Annotated in this window: 18 protein-coding genes; 8 read left to right on the plus strand and 10 right to left on the minus strand. The window is 71.8% G+C overall.

Annotated features, from left to right (window positions below; translation table 11 throughout):
* Positions 1 to 192 precede the first annotated feature (192 nt).
* The 3 genes from ABZ934_RS06480 to ABZ934_RS06490 form a co-directional block, all read right to left on the minus strand.
* Complete coding sequence (locus ABZ934_RS06480) at positions 193 to 960, minus strand: enoyl-CoA hydratase-related protein (RefSeq protein WP_361309197.1); 768 nt, start codon at positions 958 to 960, stop codon at positions 193 to 195.
* Between the two features lie 94 nt (positions 961 to 1,054).
* Entirely contained in the window at positions 1,055 to 2,275 is a 1,221-nt protein-coding gene (locus ABZ934_RS06485) for an Ig-like domain-containing protein (protein ID WP_361310259.1), read from the minus strand.
* A gap of 164 nt (positions 2,276 to 2,439) precedes the next feature.
* Positions 2,440 to 3,660, minus strand: a complete 1,221-nt coding sequence (locus ABZ934_RS06490) for an Ig-like domain-containing protein (protein ID WP_361310261.1) — start codon at positions 3,658 to 3,660, stop codon at positions 2,440 to 2,442.
* Positions 3,661 to 3,841: 181 nt separating this feature from the next.
* Between ABZ934_RS06490 and glgX the strand changes: the two genes are divergently transcribed.
* Positions 3,842 to 6,181 carry a glycogen debranching protein GlgX gene (gene glgX, locus ABZ934_RS06495; protein WP_361309200.1) on the plus strand — a complete coding sequence of 780 codons (2,340 nt, stop codon included), beginning with the start codon at positions 3,842 to 3,844 and terminating at the stop codon, positions 6,179 to 6,181.
* Positions 6,182 to 6,193: 12 nt separating this feature from the next.
* On the opposite strand, the gene ABZ934_RS06500 is transcribed toward glgX, so the two are convergent.
* Positions 6,194 to 6,430: a hypothetical protein gene (locus ABZ934_RS06500; protein ID WP_361309202.1), complete on the minus strand. Its 237-nt coding sequence runs from the start codon at positions 6,428 to 6,430 to the stop codon at positions 6,194 to 6,196.
* A gap of 245 nt (positions 6,431 to 6,675) precedes the next feature.
* Between ABZ934_RS06500 and ABZ934_RS06505 the strand changes: the two genes are divergently transcribed.
* Positions 6,676 to 7,428, plus strand: coding sequence for a CDP-alcohol phosphatidyltransferase family protein (locus ABZ934_RS06505; protein WP_361309205.1), 753 nt, complete (start codon positions 6,676 to 6,678; stop codon positions 7,426 to 7,428).
* On the opposite strand, the gene ABZ934_RS06510 is transcribed toward ABZ934_RS06505, so the two are convergent.
* Positions 7,409 to 7,891 (minus strand): adenylyltransferase/cytidyltransferase family protein, encoded by a 483-nt coding sequence (locus tag ABZ934_RS06510; protein ID WP_361309207.1) that lies wholly within the window; start codon positions 7,889 to 7,891, stop codon positions 7,409 to 7,411. The genes ABZ934_RS06505 and ABZ934_RS06510 overlap by 20 nt on opposite strands.
* Positions 7,892 to 8,063: 172 nt before the next feature.
* Here ABZ934_RS06510 and ABZ934_RS06515 point away from each other — a divergent pair, with 172 nt between their 5' ends.
* The 3 genes from ABZ934_RS06515 to ABZ934_RS06525 are packed head-to-tail and all read left to right on the plus strand — an operon-like array spanning position 8,064 to position 12,264.
* Positions 8,064 to 9,269, plus strand: a complete 1,206-nt coding sequence (locus ABZ934_RS06515) for a glycosyltransferase family 4 protein (RefSeq protein ID WP_361310262.1) — start codon at positions 8,064 to 8,066, stop codon at positions 9,267 to 9,269.
* Positions 9,266 to 11,032, plus strand: coding sequence for a lipopolysaccharide biosynthesis protein (locus tag ABZ934_RS06520; protein WP_361309210.1), 1,767 nt, complete (start codon positions 9,266 to 9,268; stop codon positions 11,030 to 11,032). Before ABZ934_RS06515 ends, ABZ934_RS06520 begins: the two co-directional genes overlap by 4 nt.
* On the plus strand, positions 11,029 to 12,264 hold the full coding sequence (locus ABZ934_RS06525) for a hypothetical protein (RefSeq protein WP_361309212.1): 1,236 nt from the start codon (positions 11,029 to 11,031) through the stop codon (positions 12,262 to 12,264). The genes ABZ934_RS06520 and ABZ934_RS06525 overlap by 4 nt, the downstream gene beginning before the upstream one ends.
* A gap of 217 nt (positions 12,265 to 12,481) precedes the next feature.
* On the opposite strand, the gene ABZ934_RS06530 is transcribed toward ABZ934_RS06525, so the two are convergent.
* Positions 12,482 to 13,957, minus strand: coding sequence for a hypothetical protein (locus ABZ934_RS06530; protein WP_361310264.1), 1,476 nt, complete (start codon positions 13,955 to 13,957; stop codon positions 12,482 to 12,484).
* Between the two features lie 144 nt (positions 13,958 to 14,101).
* Here ABZ934_RS06530 and ABZ934_RS06535 point away from each other — a divergent pair, with 144 nt between their 5' ends.
* Together ABZ934_RS06535 and ABZ934_RS06540 are read left to right on the plus strand one after the other, a co-directional pair.
* Positions 14,102 to 14,641 carry a WcaF family extracellular polysaccharide biosynthesis acetyltransferase gene (locus ABZ934_RS06535; protein WP_361309215.1) on the plus strand — a complete coding sequence of 180 codons (540 nt, stop codon included), beginning with the start codon at positions 14,102 to 14,104 and terminating at the stop codon, positions 14,639 to 14,641.
* Between the two features lie 8 nt (positions 14,642 to 14,649).
* Complete coding sequence (locus ABZ934_RS06540; protein WP_361310266.1) at positions 14,650 to 15,777, plus strand: glycosyltransferase; 1,128 nt, start codon at positions 14,650 to 14,652, stop codon at positions 15,775 to 15,777.
* Between the two features lie 21 nt (positions 15,778 to 15,798).
* Here ABZ934_RS06540 and ABZ934_RS06545 read toward each other — a convergent pair whose 3' ends face one another.
* The 4 genes from ABZ934_RS06545 to gmd all read right to left on the minus strand — a co-directional run bounded on the left by ABZ934_RS06545 (position 15,799) and on the right by gmd (position 20,955).
* The gene (locus ABZ934_RS06545; protein WP_329198438.1) at positions 15,799 to 16,017 is read right to left on the minus strand and encodes a hypothetical protein; all 219 of its coding nucleotides are present in this window, start codon (positions 16,015 to 16,017) and stop codon (positions 15,799 to 15,801) included.
* Between the two features lie 119 nt (positions 16,018 to 16,136).
* Entirely contained in the window at positions 16,137 to 16,814 is a 678-nt protein-coding gene (locus tag ABZ934_RS06550) for a hypothetical protein (RefSeq protein WP_361309218.1), read from the minus strand.
* Positions 16,815 to 16,911: 97 nt separating this feature from the next.
* Complete coding sequence (locus ABZ934_RS06555; protein WP_361309220.1) at positions 16,912 to 19,695, minus strand: LamG-like jellyroll fold domain-containing protein; 2,784 nt, start codon at positions 19,693 to 19,695, stop codon at positions 16,912 to 16,914.
* A gap of 246 nt (positions 19,696 to 19,941) precedes the next feature.
* Entirely contained in the window at positions 19,942 to 20,955 is a 1,014-nt protein-coding gene (gene gmd, locus ABZ934_RS06560; RefSeq protein WP_361309223.1) for a GDP-mannose 4,6-dehydratase, read from the minus strand.
* A gap of 276 nt (positions 20,956 to 21,231) precedes the next feature.
* Between gmd and ABZ934_RS06565 the strand changes: the two genes are divergently transcribed.
* On the plus strand, positions 21,232 to 22,185 hold the full coding sequence (locus ABZ934_RS06565; RefSeq protein ID WP_361309226.1) for a GDP-L-fucose synthase: 954 nt from the start codon (positions 21,232 to 21,234) through the stop codon (positions 22,183 to 22,185).
* Positions 22,186 to 22,212: the final 27 nt, after the last annotated feature.

The following is a 22,212-nucleotide window of genomic DNA, read 5'->3' on the forward strand; positions in this document are numbered from 1 at the left end:
CCGGGGTCCACCGATTCCCGGGGGGTGTTCCGGCATATGCGGAAGGCAATCGGAGGGCCACGCCACCGGTCTGACCTGGTGTGACGCGCTGCGCTCCGATGATCACGGTGAGTGGATCACCGTTTCGGCTTAAGGCTGCGTTAATGCCCGGCTAATCCACTCCCAGGGAGGAACGGCCGGCGAGGGTCAGCCTCAGAGGAACTTGGCCTTCCCCGGGCCCTCCTCGACGAAGCTGCGCATGCCGCGCTCGCGGTCCTCGGTGGCGAACAACCCCGCGAACCAGTTGCGTTCGATGGTCAGTCCGGTGTCGATGTCCGCCTCCAGCCCGGCGTCGACGCACTCCTTGGCGGCGCGCAGCGCGAGGGCCGGGCCCTGTGCGAGCTTCGCCGCCCAGGCGTGCGCCTGCTCGTACACCTCGGCGGCCGGCACCACCCGGTCCACCAGCCCGAGGGCGAGCGCCTCGTCGGCCTTGACCATGCGGCCGGTGAAGATGAGGTCCTTGGCCTTGGACGGGCCGATCAACCGGGACAGTCGCTGGGTGCCGCCGGCGCCCGGGATCAGGCCGAGCAGGATCTCGGGCTGGCCGAGCTTGGCGTTGTCCGCGGCGATCCGGTAGTCGGCGCACAGCGCGAGCTCGCAACCGCCGCCCAGGGCGTAGCCGGTAACGGCCGCGACGACCGGCTTGGGGATCCGGGCGACGGCGGTGAAGGCGTCCTGGAGCCCGCGGGACCGGGCGACCATGGCCGCGTGGTCCATCGTCTGCATCTCCTTGATGTCCGCACCGGCCGCGAACACCTTCTCGCCGCCGTAGAGGATCACCGCGCGCACGTCGGCGCGGTCGGTGGCCTCCACGGCGAGCTCGCGCAGCCGGTCCTGGGTGGCGATGTCCAGGGCGTTCATGGGCGGCCGGTCCAGGCGGAGGGTGCCGACGCCTTCGGAGACTTCGAGAGAGAGGGTCATACGGGGAAGGTTAGCGGCGGTTAACGCGAAGTGGCCCGGTGCTGTGGGTCACAGCACCGGGCCGACGATCACCTGCGGGTCAGGCGGGAGGGAACTACTTGATCCACTCCGACCAGTCCATGTTCCAGCCGTTGAGGCCGTTGTCCGGGGCGATCTGCTTGTCCTTGGAGTTCTTCACGACGACCACGTCGCCGATGAGGGACTCGTTGAAGAACCAGGCGGCGGGCTGGTCGTCGTCGCCCGCGCCGCGGGCGTCCTTGAGGCCGACGCAGCCGTGGCTGACGTTCTCCGAGCCGAACGTGCTCGCGGCGGCCCAGTAGTTGCCGTGCACGAAGGTGCCGGAGTTCGACAGGCGCATGGCGTGCGGGACGTCGGAGATGTCGTACTCCCCGCCGAAGCCGACGGTCGCGCCGTTCATCCGGGTCACCTTGTACTTCTCGCTGATGACCATCTGACCGTTGTACGTGGTGGTCGACGGGGCGCCCGCGGTGATCGGCAGGTTCTTGAGCACCTGGCCGTCGCGGACGACCTCCATCGTGTGCGCGGCCGCGTCGACGGTGGAGACCTGGGAGCGGCCGATGGTGAAGTGGACGGTACGGGTCTGCTTGCCGTAGACGCCCGGGCGGCCTTCGACGCCGTCGAGGGCGATCTTCACGGTGACCTTGGTGCCCGCCGCCCAGTACTTCTCGGGGCGGAAGTCGAGCCGGTCGTTGCCGAACCAGTGGCCCTCGACCGGTACGTTCGGCTCCGCCGTGACGGTGATGGCCTTCTCGACGGCCTCGGTGTTGGTGATGCCCCGGGTGAAGTTGATCGACACGGGCATGCCTACGCCGACGGTCTCCCCGTCCTCGGGGGTGTAGTGGCCGACGAAGGTGTTCGTCGGGGTGAGGGTGGTGAAGGTGGTGTCCTTGGCGGACTCCCGACCGGCCTCGTCCTTGGCGACGACGTGCACCTTGTACTCGGTGGCCGCGGCCAGGTTGCGGGCGGGCTCCCAGCTTGCCCCGTCGGTGCCCATCTTGCCGTCCACCGCGTTGCCCTTGGTGTCGGCGACCGTCACCGTGGCGAGCTTGCCGCCGGTGCTGGATATCTTCAGAACGCCGCTCGTGGCGACTTCCTTGGAGCCGTCGTCCGGCTTGACGTTGACCACGGCCTTGGACGCCTCGGTGCCGGTCTTGCCGCCACCCTTGCCGCCGGCGTCGCCGGCGGCACCGCCCCCGCCGTCTGCGCCGCCGCTGCACGCGCTGGTGAACAGCAGCGCCGCTCCCAGCAGAAGGGCCGGCAGGCCGGTGCGGACGCGGCCGCGAATCGGCTGCAGGTTCACTCGTGTTCTCCCCATGTCCCCCGCGCGGACAATCGCGCGCTTGACGTCAGGAAATCACATGGGGAGATCACGTGAAGGCACGGTCTTGTCACCGTTCCGTCCCAACTGGTGCGCGGGCCGTGCCCCGGCCGGCGGCCCGGAGCCGTCGGCCGCGCGGGTCAGCCGATGGCGGAGCCGGTGACCCAGTCGGACCAGGAGAGGTTCCAACCGCCCAGGCCGTTGTCCCCGGCCACCGTCTTGTCCTGCGAGTTGACCACCTCGACCACGTCCCCGACGAGCGAGCGGTCGAAGAACCAGCCGGCCGGGGTGTCCGAGCCGCCGCCCTTGTCATCGCGCAGGCCCACGCAGCCGTGGCTGGTGTTGAGGGAGCCGAAGGTGTCGGGGCTGGCCCAGTAGTTGCCGTGCAAGAAGGTGCCCGAGGTGGTGAGCCGCATGGCGTGCGGCACGTCGGGGATGTCGTACTCGCCGCCGAACCCGACGGTCTGGCCGTTCATGCGGGTGACGTCGAACATCTCCATCACCACCATCTTGCCGTTGTAGGTGGTGTTCTTGGGCGCGCCGGCGGTGATGGGCAGGGTCTGCACCAGTTGCCCGTCCCGGCGGACCTCCATGGTGTGCGCGGCCGCGTCGACGGTGGAGATCTGGGAACGGCCGACCTTGAAGGTGACCGTCTTGTCCTGGATGCCATACGCGCCGGGCGAGCCCTCGACGTCGCGGAGGTTCATGCGGACGGTGACCTCGGTGCCGGCCTTCCAGTACTCCTTGGGCCGGAAGTCGAGCCGGTCGTCGCCGAACCAGTGGCCGACGACCTTCACGGCGGGGACGGAGGTGATGGTGATGGCCCGTTCCACCGCGGCCCGCTGCTTGATGGAGCGGTTGAACCGGAAGGAGACGATCATGCCGGTGCCCACGGTCGAGCGGTTCTCGGGCCGGAAGTAGCCGATGAACCGTTCCTCGGGCACGTAGGTGGTGAAGGTGGTGTGCCGAGCCTGACGGCGGTCGTGTCCGTCGACCGCGACCGCGTCGACGGTGTACTTGGCCGCGAGCGCGAGCCGTCCGGCCGTCGGGTCGGGGCTCCAGCTCAGCCCGTCGTCGGCGATCGCGCCCGGGACCTTCTCCTCCTGGGCGTCCTCGACCTTGGTGACCACCACCCGCTCCAGCCGGCCCTCGGTGACCCTCACGGTCAACGGGCCGTCGGCGGGAACCCCCTTGGCGTTGTCCTCGGGGGTGATCCGAATGGCCTCGTCCGGCGACCGGGGTTTTCCGGGAAGCTGGATCTCGACCGGTGAGCGGCCGTCCTCGGTGCAGCCGCTCAGGGCTCCCAGCAGGGCCGCCCATACCGCGACGGCCGCCAAGCCCGCCCCTGCCCGCCTCGTCAGAAGAGTCACGTCCTGTCCAACGACCGGCCCCCTCGCAGGGAAACGTGGGCGCGGCCGACGTTCCGGGCGGGTCCGTGCGGGCAGAACAGTGGGAAGGACCAGACGGGGGCGGGCCCGGGCCGGGACGCCGGGGGCCGCACTCCCCTGCCCTCGCAGGTACCGAGAGCCGTGGAGGCGGGCAGTGTCGAGCGCAGCCGAGCAAGAGGCGGTGGAAACCGTCGCCGGAGAGGTACGGGTCAACGGGAGCGCGCCCGCGCCGCCCGTCGACGGACAGCCGGACGGTCACCCGCGGGCGCGGCCGAACGGCCAGGTCACCGGCCGGACGGGCGGCCGGGCCGTGCGGGTGCCGGCGCCTCCGGGGCCGCCGGTGTGGCCCGGGTCCTCGCACCCGCTGGGTGCCCGCTACCGGTCGGGCCCGGACGGGGTCGCGGGCACCAACTTCGCGCTGTGGGCGCCGGGTGCTGAGCGGGTGGAGCTGTGCCTGTTCGACGGGCGGGGCGCCGAGACCCGCTGTGCGCTGGCGGAGCTGACCCACGAGATCTGGCACGGCTTCGTCCCGGGCGTGCGGCCGGGGCAGCGGTACGGGTTCCGGGTGCACGGCCGCTGGGATCCCTGGACGGGGGCCCGCCACAATCCGGCGAAGCTGCTCCTGGACCCGTACGCGCGGGCCGTGGACGCGCGGCCGGGCAACGACTACGGCGCGCTGCCGCCCGAGGTGTACGGGCACGTGCGGGACTGGCCGCAGCAGTACATCGCCGACACCGTGCGCGACGACCGGGACTCGGCCCCGTACGTCCCCAAGGGCGTCGTGGTCCACGATGACGACGACTGGGCGGACGACGTCCGGCCGAAGACCCCGTGGGCCGATTCGGTGATCTACGAGCTGCACGTGCGCGGCTTCACGATGCGCCATCCGGGTATTCCCGAGCGCCTGCGCGGCACCTACGCGGGGCTCGCCCATCCCGCGGCGATCGAGCACCTGACCCGGCTCGGGGTGACGGCGGTGGAGTTGCTGCCGGTGCACCAGTTCGCACACGAGGACCACCTGCTGCGCAGGGGGATGCGCAACTACTGGGGCTACAACTCGATCGGCTACTTCGCCCCGCACGCCGCCTACTCGTCGAGCGGCACGGCCGGTCAGCAGGTCGGCGAGTTCAAGCGGATGGTACGGGCGCTGCACACGGCCGGGATCGAGGTCATCCTCGACGTGGTCTACAACCACACGGCGGAGGCGGGCGAGCTGGGGCCGACGCTGTCGTTGCGCGGGATCGACAACCGGGGCTACTACCGGCTGCAGAACGACCAGCGGCGGTACGCGGACTACACGGGTTGCGGCAACACCCTGCACGCCGGGCGGCCGAACGTGCTGCGGCTGATCACCGATTCGCTGCGGTACTGGGTGACGGAGATGGGGGTCGACGGCTTCCGCTTCGACCTGGCGGCGGCCCTGGCCCGCTCCATGCACGACGTGGACATGCTCTCGCCGTTCCTGGCGGTGATCGCCCAGGACCCGGTGCTGCGGCGGGTCAAGCTGATCGCCGAGCCGTGGGACGTGGGCTCGGGCGGCTACCAGGTGGGCGCGTTCCCGCCGCTGTGGACGGAGTGGAACGACCGCTACCGGGACGCCGTCCGGGATTTCTGGCGGGGCGCGCTGCCCGACGTAAGGGACCTGGGGTACCGGCTGTCGGGGTCGAGCGACCTCTACGCGTGGGGCGGCCGGCGCCCGTACGCCTCGGTGAACTTCGTGACCGCGCACGACGGTTTCACGCTGCGGGACCTGGTGTCGTACGAGCGCAAGCACAACGAGGCCAACGGGGAGGACGGCCGGGACGGCACCAACGACAACCGCTCATGGAACTGCGGGGCGGAGGGCGAGACGGACGACCCGCGGATCGGGGCGCTGCGCCGGCGGCAGTTGCGCAACCTGCTCACCACGCTGCTGCTGTCGACCGGCGTACCGATGTTGGTGGCGGGTGACGAGTTCGGCCGGACGCAGGGCGGCAACAACAACGCGTACTGCCAGGACAACGAGACGAGCTGGCTGGACTGGTCGCTGCCACGGGACCCGGCCTGGGCGGAGCTGCTCGCGCTGACCACCCGGCTGACGGCGCTGCGCCGGGAGCATCCGGTGTTGCGCAGGCGGGCGTTCTTCTCCGGGCGGGCCCAGGACGCGGACGGACTGCGCGACCTGGCGTGGTTCACCCCGGCGGGGACGGAGATGACGGAGCGGGACTGGTACGCGCCCGCCGCGGCGCTGGGCCTGTACCTGTCGGGGCGGGACATCCCGGGCCGGGACGAGCGGGGGCGGCAGGTGAGCGACGACAGCTTCCTGGCGCTGCTGCACGCCGGGGACCGGCCCGTGGAATGGATGCTGCCGGGCGCGCCGTGGGCGGCGTCGTACGAACTCGTGCTCGACACCTCCCGGGAGGAGCAGTCGGCGGCGCCCGGCACGCGGCACCGGGGCGGGGAGCCCCTGACGGTCCCGGCGCGGGCGGTGCTGCTGCTGCGGGTGGCGAGCTGAGACGCCCCCGCCTCAGCCCGTCTCGGCCTGGAGCAGCATCCGCTTGAGGAGGGCGGCGAGCACCGCGCGGTCGGCGGCGTCGAGGGGGGCGATCAGCCGCGCCTCGGCGACACCGATCCAGCGCATCGCCTCGGTCCAGCGGCGGTGGCCGTCGTCGGTGAGTTCGACGTCGACGCGGCGGCGGTCCTCGGCCGGGCGGATGCGGCGGACCAGGCCGGACTTCTCCAGGGTGTCGAGGCGGCCGGTCATCCCGGCCGAGATGGGGCCGCGGGGGTTATTTCGTTGACGAATCATTCGCTGCCGAAACACCCGTCGCCCGCGTTCGTGCCGCCTCCGCTTCTGGCGGCCGTGGTCACCGCCGCGAACCTCTCCGTACCGCTGCTTCAGGACGTAAGGGCTCATCCGGAGCCGAAAGCCGTGGACGCCCTGCGATGATGTGCCCTTCGTACACACATACGTCGTACACACATCCGTTCCGAAGGGGGCTTGCGTCGATGCCGAGAGTCGGGACCGCACTGCGGGAGCTGCGCGGGGCGCAGAAGTCGGCGAAGGGGGTGTCGCTCTACTCGCGGTTCGTCAACCGGCCCGCCGGGCGGTACCTGGCCGCCGGTTCGTACGCCCTCGGGCTCACCCCGAACCAGGTGACGCTGGTCAGCGCCGCCTTCAGCTTCGCCGCGGTGGCGGCGGTCGCGCTGGCCGAACCCTCCTGGGGACTGGGGACCGCGGTGTGGGCGGCGCTCGCGGTCGGCTTCGCCTTCGACTCGGCGGACGGACAGCTCGCCCGGCTGCGCGGGGGCGGCAGCGCTTCCGGCGAGTGGCTCGACCACGTCGTGGACTGCGCCAAGCTGACGGTCCTGCACACCTGTGTGCTCATCGCCTTCTACCGCTTCCCGGACGCGTACGGCATCGGCGGCGACGGCACCGGCGCAGGCCGGGCCGGGCTCGGCGGCTGGCTGCTGGTTCCGCTGGGCTTCCAGTTCGCCTCCGTCGTCACCTTCTTCGGCGGGCTGCTCACGGAGAAGCTCAAGCCCAAGCCGGCGCCCGGGAACCCCGCCGCCGCCCCGTCGGCGCTGCGGGCGGTGGCGTTGCTGCCCGTGGACTACGGGGTGTTCTGTCTGGTGTTCCTCTTGCTCGGCGACGGCGCGCTGTTCCGGTGGGCCTACGCCGGGCTGGGGGCGGTCGCCGCGCTGTTCCTGGCGGCGTTCCTCGCGAAGTGGTTCCGGGAGCTCAGCGCAGTTCCGCGGTGAGGGCCTCGGGTGCCGGCTGCGCCAGGACGTCCAGCGCCCGGCGCAGTTGGGTGCTGGAGGTGTGGACCGTGTAGGGGAAGTAGACGACGTCGACGCCGTGTGCGGCGAAGTCCTTCTCCAGCCGGTCGCCCTTGGGGGTACCACGCCAGTCGTCGCCCTTGAAGATGACGTCGAAGCGGACCTGCTTCCAGGTCTCCACCTTGTCGGGAACCGTCTCCACGAAGGCCGCGTCGACGTACTTGACGCTGCGGACGATCTCCAGTCGCTCGACGAGCGGGATCATCGGGCGGCGGCCCTTGGCGAGTTCGGCCATCTCGTCGGACACCACCCCGGCCACCAGGTAGTCACACTGACTGCGGGCGTGCCGAAGGATGTTGAGGTGTCCGATGTGGAACAGGTCGTATGCGCCGGGCGCGTAGCCGACCCGATACGGCCTGTGTGCGGGCGCGCCAAGGTCGGCCATGTCCTGCTCCGTCATCTCTTACCCCCCAGAAGCCACACCCCCCGGTGTGGCGGATTAGCAGACAATAGCGTGCACGTTCCGCACCACGCCGGTGAACGAATAGGGTGACGTGCGCATCATTCAGGGGGGAAGGGGACGTCCAGTGTCCAGATCCGGTCATCGGCGACTGCTGCTGGTTTCCACCAATTACGCTCCCGAGCACGCGGGGATCGGGCCGTACGCCACCCAGATCGCGGAGCACTGGGCGGATTTCGGCCATGAGACGCACGTCCTCGCGGGCATGCCGCACTACCCGGCCTGGTCGTTGGAACCGGAGTACAAGGGGGCGCTCCGGCGCACGGAACAGCGCGCGGGAGTCACCGTGCACCGGCGTGCGCACACCGTGCCCCCGCGCCAGACCGCCTTGCGGCGGGCCCTGTTCGAAGGATCGATCCTGCTGCACGGCGCCGTGGCCCCGCCCCGGATGCCGAAGCCGGATGCGGTCCTCGCCCAGATGCCCAGCCTGGCCGGCGGGGTGCTCGCCGCGCGCCTCGCCGCGAAGTGGAAGGTCCCCTACGTCCCGGTCGTCCAGGACCTGATGGGCGCCGCCGCCGCGCAGAGCGGCATCAGCGGCGGCGACAAGGCGGCCGCGCTGGCCGGACGCGCCGAGGCGTACGCGCTGAAGCGCGCCACCCTGGTCGGCGTCATCCACGAGACCTTCGTGGACCGGGTCGTCGGGATGGGCGTGCCCGAGGAGAAGATCCGCCTGGTGCCCAACTGGTCGCACGTGGCCGCGCCGACCAAGCCGCGCGGCGAGACCCGCCGCCACCTCGGCTGGGCGCCGGGCCAGACGGTGGTGCTGCACTCCGGGAACATGGGCCTGAAGCAGGGCCTGGAAGTCCTGGTCGGCGCCGCCCGGCTCGACCCGGACGTGCGGTTCGTCCTCATGGGCGACGGCAGTCAGCGCGCGGCCCTCGCCGACCTCGCGGCGGACGTACCGAACCTCGACATCATCCCCCCTGCCGCCGACGGGGAGTTCCCCGATATCCTCGCGGCGGCGGACGTGCTCGCGGTCACCCAGCACGCGGCGGTGCTCGACATGAGCGTGCCCTCCAAGCTGACCTCCTACTTCCAGGCCGGCCGGCCCGTCGTCGCGTCGGTGGCGGCGCGGGGCGGGACCGCCCAGGAGGTGGAACGTTCCGGCGCGGGGGTGCTCGTACCGCCGGAGGACCCGGGCGCACTGCTCAAGGCCGTACGGGCACTGGCCGGGGACCCGGAGACCGCGGACACCCTCGGTGCCGCCGGGCCCGTGCACGTGGCGGCCCACCTGAGCCGCGAGGCGGGGCTGGCCCGTATCGACGCACTGATGGACGAAGCACTTGGGGGTTCCCGGCCGTGATCGAGACGAACCGGCCGGCAGCGGCCCCCGCCGAGGACGAACCGGACCTCCTGCGGGACCAGTTCCGACAGCTCCTGCGCTACCGCCGGCTCCTCGGCGCGGGCATCGGCATCGGACTGCTGGGCGGCGTCTACCTCGGCGTCTCCACGGCGGACACCTACGTCGCGACCGCCGACATCGTCCTCCGCGCACCGACCGACGACCCCTTCAACCCGAGCCTGGCGCCCGACAAGGCGATCAACATCGGCTCGGAGCGCCAGGTCGCGCTCAGCTCCTCCACGGCCGACGAGGCGGCGAAGAAGCTCGGCGTGGCCGAGTCCGGCGTCGCCTCCCTGCGCAGCGGCCTCCAGGTCACCAACCCGCCGCAGACGATGGTGCTCCGCTTCACGTACACCTCCTCCTCCCCCGGGGAGGCCGCGAAGCGCGCCAACGCGATGACCACGGCCTACCTGCTCAAGCGGCAGGAGGCCCTGGACGTCACCCGGGACAAGATGGTCAAGGGCTACCAGGACCAGCGCGATCCGGTGGCCAAGCAGCTCGACGACCTCGTCAAGCAGATCAACGCCATGCCCTCGGGCCCCGGCCGCGACGCGGCGTACTCCTCCAAGACCGACCTCCAGAGCAAGGTCAACACCCTCAACAGCAACATCGCCAAGCTCCAGGCGCTGGACATGGCTCCGGGCCGGGTCACCAGCCCCGCGACCCCGCCCGGCGACTCCGACGGGCCGGGCCTGCCGATGTCCCTCGCGCTCGGCGCGGCCGTGGGCCTGGCCCTCGGTCTGCTGGCCGCCTGGGTCCGACTCGTCTTCGACCCGGCGCCGCGCTCCGACGGCGATGTGGCGCGGGCCCTGCGCGCCCCCGTACTGGGCTCCCTGCCGCGCGACAAGACCGGTGGCGGGCCGCTGCTCGCGGCCGGTGAGGAAGACCCGCGCCTCGCGGAGGAGTTCCGGTCGGTGGCCTTCCGGCTCGCCTACGACTCCCGCTTCGCCGACCGGCGCCGGCTGCTGGTGGTCGCGCCGCGCGGCAGCAGCGAGACCGCCGCCGCGGTCGCCGTGAACCTGGCCGCCTCCTTCGCGGAGACCGGCAAGGACGTCCTGCTGATCGAGGCCGACCTGCGCACTCCGGTGCTGGCCAGCCAACTGCCGACCGACGCGGGCGGGCGCCCGCGCTGGAGCCAGATGCCGGGCGGCCCGGGCGCGGGCGGTCAGCCGGGGCAGCAGGGCGACTCCGACTGGCCCGACGGGCGCCAGCTCGTCGTGGACGCCGGGGAGTCGGGCGCCTTCGACCTGATCCCCGGTGAGCGGGTGCGCAACGTCGCCCGCGCCCTGACCTCACCGCGCGCCACCCGGCTGATCTCCGAGGCCGACTCCCCCAACTCCACCGTCGTGGTACTCGCGCCACCCGTGCTCTCGTACGCCGACGCGCTCGCGCTCGTCGACCGCGTCGACGGCGTCCTCGTGGTCTGCGACCCCCGCGCGGTGCACCGCAGTGACCTGTCCCGCATCCGCGAGCTCATCAGCGGCGCCGGCGGGACCGTGCTCGGCGCGGTGCTGCACACGCCGCTGCCCGGCGAGAAGCGTGGCGGCCGGGGCAAGGGGAAGGGCAAGGGGGCCGCCCCGGCGGCCCCGGCTCCGGCTCCGACTGGGGCCGGCAAGCAGGCGCCGCGGCCCATCCCGTACGAGGTCGCCGAACAGGAGCAGCACATCCCCGGTGACGGCACCGACACCGTCGCGCTGCGCACGGTCCGCATGGGCCGGCGGTGAGGCGGGGCGGTCTCGCCGCGCTCGCCTCGGTCCTTGACCAGGCCGCTTCCAGCGCCACCAACATCCTGGTGCTGGTGCTGGCCGCCCGGCTGTCGTCGGCGTCCGGCTTCGCCGACTTCTCGATGGTGTACGTGACCTTCACGGTGCTCCTCGGGCTGAACATGGCGTACGTCGGCCAGACCGTGGTGCTGGAGAAGGACGGGGAACGGCTCGGCGCGGCGTGCCGTTCGGGCCTCGCCTTCACCGGGGCCGCCTCGGCCGCGGCCGGGGTGGTGCTCGCCCTGGTGGGCCTCGTGTTGCCCGGGGCCGGGGGGTGGGCGTTCCTCGCGCTGGGGCTCGTCCTGCCGTTGGTGCTCGTACAGGACGGGCTGCGGTACTGCTTCTCGGCGCTGCGCGCGCCGGAGCGGGCGCTGGCCGCCGACGTGGTGCGGCTGGTGGGTGTGGTCGGCGCGCTGCTCGCGCAGCCCGAAGGGGCGTCGGCGGGGCGGCTGGTGCTGGTGTGGGGGGTCTCGGCGCTGCCGGCGCTCGCGCTGGGGCTGTGGCTGCTGCGGCCGTACGTGCGCGGGGCGCGGGTGGACCTGCGGCCGTACGTGCGGCGCGGGCACCTGGGGCAGCGGTTCGTGGTCGAGTTCGCGGTGGGCAACGGCTCCAGCCAGCTCGCGGTGCTGGGGCTCGGGGTGTTCGCGACGCCGCTGGCGGTCGGTGCGCTGCGGGGTGCGACGACGTTGTTCGGGCCGCTGAACGTGCTGTTCAACTCGGCGAACGCGTTCGGGCCGCCGGTGGTGGGTCGGGCGTCGGGCAAGCGGGGCGTGGTCCGGCTGACGCTGCTGATGGGCGGGGTGCTGGCGGCGCTCGGCGCGGGGTGGGGCGCGGTGCTGTACGCGCTGCCGGAGACGGTGGGGCGGCAGTTGCTGGGCGAGACGTGGGGGGCGGCGGCGACGCTGCTTCCGGCGACGGGGGCGCAGTACGCGGTGATGGGGCTGGGGACGTGTGCGTTGCTGACGCTGCGGGTGCTGAACCCGAGGGCGACGCTGTCGTTGCAGGTGGTGTTCTCGTTGCTGTCGGTGGCCCTCTTGTTGGGCGGGTACGCGGTGTGGGGGGTGGCGGGCGCCGCGTGGGGCCTGGCGGCGGGCTCGGCCGCGAAGGCGGCGGCGGCCTGGACCCGCGTCTCCCGCCTCCCGGACCCCGCCGTCCCGACCCCGACCCCGACCCCGTCGACGGAACCGGCCTGACCGGCCGGGGCCGCCCCGCCCGGGGTGCGGCGCCACCGCGCAAGCGCCCCGGCTCCACCGGGCTCCCTGGGGCTCCGCCCCAGACCCCGCGCCTCAATCGCCAGCAGGCTGATTTCGCGCCGGCCCGGCGATTGAGAGCGCGGGAGTCGGTGGCTCAACCGTGGCACGTCGGGCAGCATTTCAGCCCCGCCGGCGATTGAGGCGCGGGGCCGACGGATCAGCGGAGGCGGGCCGATTTGTCCTCGCGGAACGTCGCGACGAGCGCCAGGCAGAGCGCCGCGATGGCGATCCGCCCCGACGCCTGGAGCAACGGGCCGCGCAGCAGGATGAAGGAGTACCCCGCGACCAGCGGGACCACCACCGAGATCAGGCTCCCCGGTGGCGACCTCCTCGTGGCCCGCTTCGCGTAACGGCGGTCCACCCGGGCGGCCGCGTAGCCCATCCCCAGCAGTCCGGCCCCCATCCCGAGCGGCCCGAAGTCGATCCACAGCTCCGCCCAGATCGGGGACGACAGGTTGGTGTTGACCGTCCCCATCCACTCCCCGATCATCACGCCCGTGTCCTTCGGCTTTCCCGGCCACACCGACCGCGGCACCGCGAAGAACACCGACCCCGCGAGCTGACGCCCGTACAAATGGCCCGGGCCGGAGTTGGAGTAGGTGATGGTGTTCGCGAACATGCCGATCTGGTCGTAGTCCTTGAGGGCCATGGGCTCCAGGAAGGACGTCGTCTCGACCGGCTTGTAGTTCTTCTCGTCGTACCGGAAGCGGTCCGCGAACGGGAAGACGAGGAGCGCGATCACCACGGCCATCGACAGCGCCACGCGGTACATCGCCGCGCTCACCGGGAAGACGGTGAACAGCAACGCGAACATGACCGTCAGGAACCAGTAGCGCGGGTTGGAGATCGGGTTGTTGACCACCAGGTTCAGCAGCGCGAGCGCGCCCCACGTCGCGAGGATCGAGACCTTGCGCCGGGCGTACTTGGAGGTGATCAGCCAGCGCGTGTACAGCAGCAGCGCCAGCAGCGCCGGCACCGTGCCGAAGCCGCGCAGCAGTGCTTGGCCCGCCTGGCCGTCGCCGTTGGAGACGCCCGCCTCCTCGATGCCCGCGATGATCTCCTGGCGGCTGGAGAAGAAGACCGCCGGGCCGCCCAGCTTCATGATGAACGCCGCGCTGCACAGGAACGCGAGCGCGGTGAGCAGGTACAGGCGCCGCCGGTGCGCCAGGACCGGCCGTTTCTCCTTCTGCGAGCCGCCCGCGCGGCCCGTCGGCCGGTGGCGGGCCAGCAGTACGCCGACGTCGAAGGCGGTACACCCCAGCAGGACGAGGGCGATGGCGGTCGTGAGGTCGTAGCGGGGGCCGACGACGGGCGTCGGGACCCGGCCGAGGACGGCCTGGGCGAGCGGGGCCACGCCCATCGCCATGTAGACGAAGAGCCAGAACGAGCCCTGGAGCAGTTTGCGCCGGCTGGTCAGGACCATCGCGGACAGGCGGGCGCCCGCGTACATCGTCAGCAGCAGTTGCAGCCAGAAGGCGGCGTCGTGCTGCCCGTCGCCGGGCTGGACGGCGACGAAGAGCGGCAGGAAGACGGTGAACCCGAGGATCAGCGGGACGGACAGCGCGCGCGAGAGCAGGGTGCGCGGGGTGGTGACGCGGCCCCACTGCGCCTCGTCCCGCGGCGTCGGTGCCAGGGCAGCTACGGGCGGCCTGCGTATGTCCGTTGCCACTGCCGCCCCCACCCCATGTGCCTGGTCCGCGCGCAGTCTAGTCTGAGCGGGCCGCGCCCGGGGAGGCGCGGCGGGGTGGTTGTCGGGGGCGGACTATGGGGGCGACTTTTGCGTGATCTTCCTTCCTTCACGCTGGCCGGGTACGACAAGGGGCGCGGGCTGCTGACGCAGGCGCTCTGGTTCGCCGTGATGAACACGCTGTTCACGGCCTGGTTCTGTCCGGCCCAGGTGCGGGTGGCGTTGCTGCGCGCGTTCGGGGCGCGGATCGGCGAGGGCGTGCTGATCCGGCACAAGGTGCGGGTGCTGTGGCCGTGGAAGCTGACGGTCGGCGACCACGCGTGGATCGGGGAGGGAGCCTGGCTGCTGAACCTGGAGCCGGTGACCATCGGTGCGAACGTGTGCGTCTCGCAGGAGGCGATGCTCTGCACCGGTTCGCACGACCACCGGGCCGCCGACTTCCGCTACCGCAACGCGCCCATCGTCGTGGAGGACGGTGCGTGGGTGGCCGTACGGGCCACCGTGCTGGCGGGTGTGACGATCGGGCGGTGCGCCGTGGCGGGCGCGGGCGCGGTGGTCCACAAGGACCTGCCCGCGCTGACCCTGCAGACCCAGGACGGGCGGCGCCGCCCGGTGGAGGAGCCGAAGTGAGTGCCACCCTGAAAGTCCTGCACGCGGTGACGCTGCACTCCCCCTCGCACGCCTTCGGCGGGCCGGTCCGGGTCGCGTTGAACCTGGCCAAGGGGCTGCGGGCGCGCGGTCACGAGGCCCGCCTGCTGGCGCTCGGCGAGGGGTTCCCCGATCCGTGGCCGACCTCCGTGGAGGGGGTGCCCGCGAAGCTGTTCCCGGCCCGGCGGCTGCTCCCGCTGGGCTTCAGCGGGATGACCTCGCCGGCGCTGCTCGCCTCGGCGGGGCGGCTGGTGCGGGAGGCGGACGTCGTCCACGTCCACCTGGCGCGGGACCTGGTGACGCTGCCGGTGGCGCTGGCCGCGCTGCGGGCCCGCAAACCGCTGGTGCTCCAGACCCACGGGATGGTGGACCCAAGCGGGAAGCTGTTGGCCAAGGTGCTGGACGCGGTGGCGGTACGCCGGTTGCTGCGCGGGGCGGACGCGGTGCTGTACCTGACCCCCCACGAACGGGACGGCCTGGACGCGGTGGCGGGCCCGCCGGCGCTGGCCACGGCGGTGCGGCTGGTCAACGGCACCCCGGCGCAAGAGGAGCGTCCGGTGCCGGCGGGGGCGCCGCGCATCCTGTACTCGGCGCGCCTGCAGGCGCGTAAGCGGCCGGTGGACTTCGTGGACGCGGCCCCGGCGGTGCTGGCGGCGCACCCGAACGCGGAGTTCGTGGTGGCGGGGCCCGACGAGGGCGAACTGGCGGCGGTCCGGGCCCGGATCGCGTCGCTGGGGCTGGGCGCGCGCTTCACGGTCACCGGGGCCCTGTCGAGCGCGGAGGTCCTGGCGGAGCTGCGCCTCGCCCACGTGTACGTGTTGCCGTCGGTGGAGGAGCCGTTCCCCATGTCGGTGTTGGAGGCGCTGGCGGTGGGCGTGCCCTCGGTGGTGACCCACTCCAACGGTCTGGCCCGGGACATCGCCGCGGCGGGGGCCGGGCGCGCGGTGGACCCGGGTGCGGCGGGGGTCGCGGAGGCGGTCCTCGCCCTCCTGGACCCGGACGCGAACCGGTCGGCCTCGGCCGCCGCCCGGAAGTTGGCGGCGGAGTCGTTCTCGATGGACGCGGTGGTGGACACCCTCCTGCCGGTGTACGCGTCGGCCCGCGGCGCGGGGGCGTAGCCGCTCCCCCGCCCCGGCGGGTCAGATGATGTCGCGGCCGCGTTCCTCGACCACCGGGAGCACCCCGGCGGCCCGACGACGGCGCAGGACGCTGGAGTACACGGCCAGGCCGATCGCGCCCGCCGCCATCATGATCAGGCCGACGAGAGGGAGGTTGACGCCCTCCATCCGCCAATCGCTCGCGAAGGTGAGGATCGCCCCCACCACGATCAGGGCTATGCAGCCGCCGATGCCTCGCATGTCAACTCGCCTCCACATTCGTGGTCTTGTGACGGCGCGAGTACCCCGGGCCGGGACATGGAAACGCCCCCGCGGGCAGTGTCACCGCCCGCGGGGGCGTGGAGTGGGACGGCGGGCCCCTACGCGGGGACCCAGGCGTAGCAGGCGGTCGAGGTGAACTCGGCGGTGCCCGCCGGGATCGTCGCCGTGATCTTGTCGCCGGCCTTCGGCGGGGTCGCCGGGCCCGAGGCGAGGACGGAGCCGTCCTTGCCCTTGGCCTCCCAGGCGCAGGTGGTGCTCTGGGTCAGCGCCCGGTAGGTGCCGGGGGCGGGCGACTGCCGGCGACCGTCGCCGAAGCCCTTCTCGGCCGCGTCCAGGATCGGCTTCTGCTCCGGGCACAGGAACGGGATGGCGTCCTTCGCGCCGGGGATCTCCCCGGCGACGACGGCCCCGATCGCCGCGTCCTTGTCGTGCTTCGCCGTGCGCTCCACCCGCTGGCAGGACTCCTGGCCCGTCTGGAGGACGGCCGCGGGGTCCATCTTCTCCGGGACCCGGCCGCTCAGGTACTTCTTCTCCGTCTCGGTGAAACTGCCCGTCTTGGGGACGAGTTTCGCGTCGGGCAGGACCGGGCCGGTCGGCTTGCCCCCGGCGGGGGTCGGCGCCGCCGGGCTGTCGGCCGGGTCCGGCACCGAGGAGGAGGCCGGCGGTTTCGGCTTGTCGGCCGCGGAGTCGGCCTTCCGGTCACCGCCCGAACCGCAGGCGGTCAGGGTCAGGGCGGCGGCCAGCAGAACAGCAGCCGCTGCGGAGCGTCGGTACATCAGGGGGCTCCCGTACTTGCCGGTGGTGGACAAAGGAGTACGGGGCCTGCCGCCCGGGCAGGCCCCGTACTCCGTCAGGCGGGTGGTGCCTCGGCCGTTACTTGGGGCCGAAGGTGAGGATCAGCTGCGGCGCGGCGTCCGCGGCCGTCGCCTCCGAGGACCAGAGCCACAGCGGGTCGGTGCCCGTGCTCGTCAGGGCCATGCTGTAGCCGTTGGTGCCCAGCACCGCGGAGACGGCGGTGGTGTCCAGTTCGACGTTCTGGATCGCCGAGCCGTCCGGCACGCCCGCGAGGGATCCGAGCGGGGTGGTGCCGAGGGTCGGCTTGGTGTTGAACGTCGTGCCCGCGGCGCTCCAGGTACCGGTGACCGGTACCACGGACACGGTGTCGGCCGTACCGGCACCGGTCTGCGTCGTGGTCTTGAACTGCAGCGAGGCCGCCTTCAGGACCGTCCCGGCCGGAGCGGCCGGGATGTTGAAGCGCAGGTACGTCTCGTACGCGGAGGTGCCGCGCACCGCGAGCGAGGTGGACGTGCCGTAGGCCTGGCCGGGGGCGCCCTGGTTGATGTAGGTGTCCTCGGTCGTGACGACCTTGGAGACCGTGTCGGTGGGGGCCTTGGCGAGGTCGTAGTGGTTCTTGACCTGGGCCTGGGTCAGCGCCGTCGGGTAGACGGCCGTCTCGTCGATCTGTCCGGCGAAGAAGTTGCTCGTCGGCCGGTTCGGCCAGCTGCTCAGGTTGTCGCCACCCACGTGCCAGAAACCGGCGTACTGCTGGAAGTTGGTGACGTTCAGCGTGCCCTTGTTTTGACCGTCCACGTACAGTGCCATGCCCGAGGGGCCCTGGGTGCCGACGACGTGGTGCCACTTGTTGTCGTTGTACGTCTCGAACAGACCGGTGGAGACGGTGCGGGTCGAGCCGTTGTAGACGCCGAAGACCAGGCGGCCCGTGTTGGTCATGTACAGCTGCTTGTCGTACGAGCCGCTGTTGCGGTCGGTGTTGTTGCCGAAACCGATCAGCTTGCCGCCGCGGGTGGTGTTCGTCTTGAACCAGGTCTCGATGGTGTAGCTGCTGCCGACCGTCTGGCGGTGGTCGCTGTAGACCTGCTGGCTGGTGCCGTTGAAGCCAATGGCGGTACTGGCGCCGGAGATGGCGCCGGGCGTCTGGCGCAGGGCCGGGGCGTTGAGCTGGATGCCGCTGGTGTTGCCGTCCGTGGAGGAGTCGGCGACGTAGGGGCTGACGGTGTCGTCGTAGCGCCAGTACAGGTTGGCGCCGTCCGCGCGGACCTGGTTCGGGTACGACTGGATCGAGGCGGGGACCGTCACCGAGGCGGTGGCCGACAGCGCGCTGGTGTTTCCGGCGGCGTCGGTCGCGGTCACGCGGTAGGTGTAGGACTGGCCGGCCTTGACCGTGGTGTCGGTCCAGGACGCCTGCTGCCGCTCGAACTCCAGGGAGTCGGCGGTCATGGTGTGCGCCGGCGTGGACGAGCCGTTCCGGTAGATCCGGTAGGTCAGCTTGCTGTCGTCCTCGTCGTAGCTGGTGCGCCAGCGGACCTGGACCTCGCCGGGCTTGACGCTCGCGGCACTGGCGACCGGGGTGGTCGGCGCGCCGACGTCACCGGTGGAGGCGAAGCGGGTCAGGCCCTGCTGCGCGACGCCGTTGACGGTGGTGAACTCGCCGCCGACCCACATGTACTTGGTGTCGCCCTTTTCCGCGACGGCCATCACGCGCGGGCCGATGCCCTCGCCGAGGCCGTCGTTGGTGTCGGGGAACCAGCCGAGCTTGCGGGGGCTGGCCACGAAACCGTCCACCGGCGCGGGCGGCGTGCCCTGGTAATTCGTGGGCTGGGCCAGCAGGTGGTGCCGGCGGCCGTCGGGGTACTCGCCGTTGAGGGTGCAGTCGTGGGCGTGCGAGGAGCTGTAGAGCACTCCGTCGTACGGCAGGACGAATTGGGTCGCGCCGAGGCAGCGGTCCCGCCACTTCTCGCTGAAGTCGCTGAGGTTGAGACCGATGCGGCCGTCGAAGACACCGCCGCCGGAGCCCTCGTTGCCCGTGTAGAAGCCGGTCGCGTCGGTGGCGATCGACTTGACGACCGAGTTGGACGGGATGGTGCTGTAGGTCTTGGCGACGGCGCCGGTGGCGGAGTTCACGACCGCCAGCGCGTGCGTGTTCTGGCCGTTGACGGTGAAGAAGTCGCCACCCAGGAGCACGTTCTTGCCGTCGGGGGTGACCGCGACCGCCCGGCCGGGCTCGTCGGCGTCGGCCGTGAAGGGCTTGAGCGCACCGGAGCCGGCGTCGACCGCGGCGAACCGCTCGCGGGTCTGGCCCTCGACGGTGGTGAAGTCACCGGCGGCGTACAGCGTGTCGTCGGTGACGGCGAACGCGCGCACGGTGGCGGGGAAGCTTGGGTGGAACGACGCCTTGGGGGTGCAGGTGTCGATGTCGATCGCGGCGACGCTGGAGACCGGCGTGCCGTTGACGGCGCCGAAGTAGCCGCCCGCGTACAGGGTCTTCTTGTCCTTGGAGACGGTCAGGGCGCGGACGGTCGCGCTGCCGTCGCCGACGGTGAAGGCGAGCTTGCAGGAGGTCGGGGCGCCCGTCGCGGCGTCGAGCGCCACGAAGTTCACCGCTTCCTGCTCCGTGCCGCTGCCGCTGCCGTCGGGCGGCCGGACCGCCGAGAAGGTGCCGCCGGCGAAGACCGTGCCGTTCGCCTGGGCCATCGCCCAGACGATGCCGTTGGGCTGCCAGGTGGGCAACTCGTCGGCGGTGAATGCCACGGGAGGCGTGATGGCGGACGCCTCGGGCATCAGCACCAGCCCTATACCGGTGCCGGCACCGGCCAGTGACAGGACGAGGGCAGCAGTCAGCCCTCTGGATCTACGCATGAGCCCCCCAGGGCAATCGCCCGGTTTGATGGCTGGAACTATCCGATCAGCCATATGTACTGGCGCAGAGTAGGGCTCACGCGAGAGCCCGGTCACCTCACTTGACCCATTGCATACCAACTTGGAATCAACAGGACCTACAGGGAGGGCGCGCGGCGGACATACGACGGTTCGCCCCGGTCATGCGGCAGGGATCTGCACGGCATGACCGGGACACGGCAAATCAATAGGCGAAATATAAGGCGTCTAGCGGTCGATGCGGACCGTCACGCCCGCCAGTTGGTCCTCGACCTGACGGATGTCGGCCTCGACCATGATCCGGGCGAGTTCCTCCACCAGGACCGTCGGCTTCCAGCCGAGGATCTCCTGCGCCTTGGAGGCGTCGCCGATGAGGGCGTCGACCTCGCTGGGGCGCTCGTACTTCGGGTCGTAGCGGACGTGCTCGTTCCAGTCGAGGCCGGCGTGCCGGAACGAGGACGCGACGAACTCGCGGACGGTCGCCGCGACGCCCGTGGCGACCACGTAGTCGGTGGGCACGTCCTGCTGGAGCATCCGCCACATGGCGTCGACGTACTCCGGCGCGTAGCCCCAGTCGCGGACGGCGTCGAGGTTGCCGAGGTAGAGGTGGTCCTGGAGACCGGCCTTGATCCGGGCGACCGCGCGGGTGATCTTGCGGGTCACGAAGGTCTCGCCGCGACGCGGGGACTCGTGGTTGAAGAGGATGCCGTTCACCGCGAACATGTCGTACGCCTCGCGGTAGTTCACCGTGGTCCAGTACGCGAAGACCTTGGCGGCCCCGTACGGGCTGCGCGGGTGGAACGGGGTCAGTTCGTTCTGCGGCGGCGGGGTGGAGCCGAACATCTCCGAGGACGACGCCTGGTAGATACGGGTGTCCACACCGCTGGCCCGGATGGCCTCCAGCAGGCGCAGCGCCCCGAGGCCGGTGACGTCGCCGGTGTAGAGGGGCGCGTCGAAGGAGACGCGGACGTGGGACTGGGCGCCGAGGTTGTAGACCTCGTCGGGGCGTATGTCGCGGAGCAGGTTCACCAGGGCGACGCCGTCGGACAGGTCCGCGTGGTGCAGGACGAGGGAGCGGTTCTCGGTCTGCGGGTCCTGGTAGATGTGGTCGATCCGCTCCGTGTTGAAGCTGGAGGACCGCCGCACGAGCCCGTGCACCGTGTAGCCCTTGGAGAGCAGGAGCTCGGCGAGGTACGAGCCGTCCTGCCCGGTGACGCCGGTGATCAGTGCGGTCTTGCCCATGTGGGGTCCCCCTGGTTGTCGTGGTGCGCTGTTGCGGTGAGCGGGGCTCGCCCCCACCCGATCTGCGGGGCTGCGCCCCCTGGTCTCTCACCGGGCCTCGCGGCCCGGTGTGCCGGGGCCGTCCCGCCGCCTCGTACGGTGGGCGCCCGCGCGGCCCGGGGCCGGATGGGTACCGTACACGGCCCCTGCGGAACCCCTCGCGCCGCATTCGGCCCGCCCGTTCCGTCGGGGAGGCTCCGGGAAAGTGCGTGGCGGCGGACTGGCATCATCGGCGGTATGACAAGTTCGCTGCCGCTCCTGCCCCCGCACGCCCGGGTCTTCGTCGCCGGCCACCGCGGCCTCGTGGGGTCCGCGGTCGCCCGGCGGCTGACCGCCGACGGCCACGAGGTGCTCACCCGCAGCCGCGCCGAGCTCGACCTGCGCGACGGCGCCGCCACCGAGGCGTACCTGCGCGACGTCCGCCCGGACGCCGTGGTGCTGGCCGCCGCCAAGGTGGGCGGGATCATGGCCAACAGCACGTACCCGGTGCAGTTCCTGGAGGACAACCTCCGCATCCAGCTGAGCGTCATCGCCGGCGCGCACGCCGCCGGGGTGGGCCGGCTGCTGTTCCTCGGCTCCTCGTGCATCTATCCGAAGCTGGCCCCGCAGCCCATCAGCGAGGACGCGCTGCTGACCGGCCCGCTGGAGCCGACCAACGAGGCGTACGCCCTGGCCAAGATCGCCGGGATCGTGCAGGTCCAGTCGTACCGCAAGCAGTACGGCGCCTCGTACATCTCGGCCATGCCCACGAACCTCTACGGTCCGGGGGACAACTTCGACTTGGAGTCCTCGCACGTCCTGCCCGCGCTGATCCGCCGCTTCCACGAGGCCGCAGCTAAGGGGCGCGAAGAGGTCACCCTGTGGGGATCGGGCACCCCGCGCCGCGAGTTCCTGCACGTCGACGACCTCGCGGCGGCCTGCGCGGTGTTGCTGGAGAGCTACGACGGCGACGAGCCCGTGAACATCGGCTGCGGCGAGGACCTCACCATCAAGGCCCTGGCCGAAACGGTCGCCGAGGTGACCGGCTTCGAGGGCCGGCTCGCCTGGGACACCTCCAAGCCCGACGGGACGCCCCGCAAGCTGCTGGACGTCACCCGCCTGACCTCCTTGGGCTGGAAGCCCGGCATCCCGCTGCGCGACGGGATCGCGTCCACCTACCGCTGGTGGCTCGACTCCCTGACGTCGCCCTGACCCCGAGGCTGATCGCAAGGCCGGCCC

The organism is Streptomyces sp. NPDC046557, assembly GCF_040645975.1.
In the GTDB taxonomy this organism is placed as follows: Bacteria; Actinomycetota; Actinomycetes; order Streptomycetales; family Streptomycetaceae; genus Streptomyces.

Bases quoted from the DNA above. Each gene is read 5' to 3' on its own strand.
- ABZ934_RS06480 (WP_361309197.1), bottom strand. From the start codon at position 960: ATGACCCTCTCTCTCGAAGTCTCCGAAGGCGTCGGCACCCTCCGCCTG.
- ABZ934_RS06500 (WP_361309202.1), bottom strand. From the start codon at position 6,430: ATGACCGGCCGCCTCGACACCCTGGAGAAGTCCGGCCTGGTCCGCCGC.
- ABZ934_RS06505 (WP_361309205.1), top strand. From the start codon at position 6,676: ATGCCGAGAGTCGGGACCGCACTGCGGGAGCTGCGCGGGGCGCAGAAG.
- ABZ934_RS06510 (WP_361309207.1), bottom strand. From the start codon at position 7,891: ATGGCCGACCTTGGCGCGCCCGCACACAGGCCGTATCGGGTCGGCTAC.
- ABZ934_RS06545 (WP_329198438.1), bottom strand. From the start codon at position 16,017: ATGCGAGGCATCGGCGGCTGCATAGCCCTGATCGTGGTGGGGGCGATC.
- ABZ934_RS06550 (WP_361309218.1), bottom strand. From the start codon at position 16,814: ATGTACCGACGCTCCGCAGCGGCTGCTGTTCTGCTGGCCGCCGCCCTG.
- ABZ934_RS06555 (WP_361309220.1), bottom strand. From the start codon at position 19,695: ATGCGTAGATCCAGAGGGCTGACTGCTGCCCTCGTCCTGTCACTGGCC.
- gmd (WP_361309223.1), bottom strand. From the start codon at position 20,955: ATGGGCAAGACCGCACTGATCACCGGCGTCACCGGGCAGGACGGCTCG.
- ABZ934_RS06565 (WP_361309226.1), top strand. From the start codon at position 21,232: ATGACAAGTTCGCTGCCGCTCCTGCCCCCGCACGCCCGGGTCTTCGTC.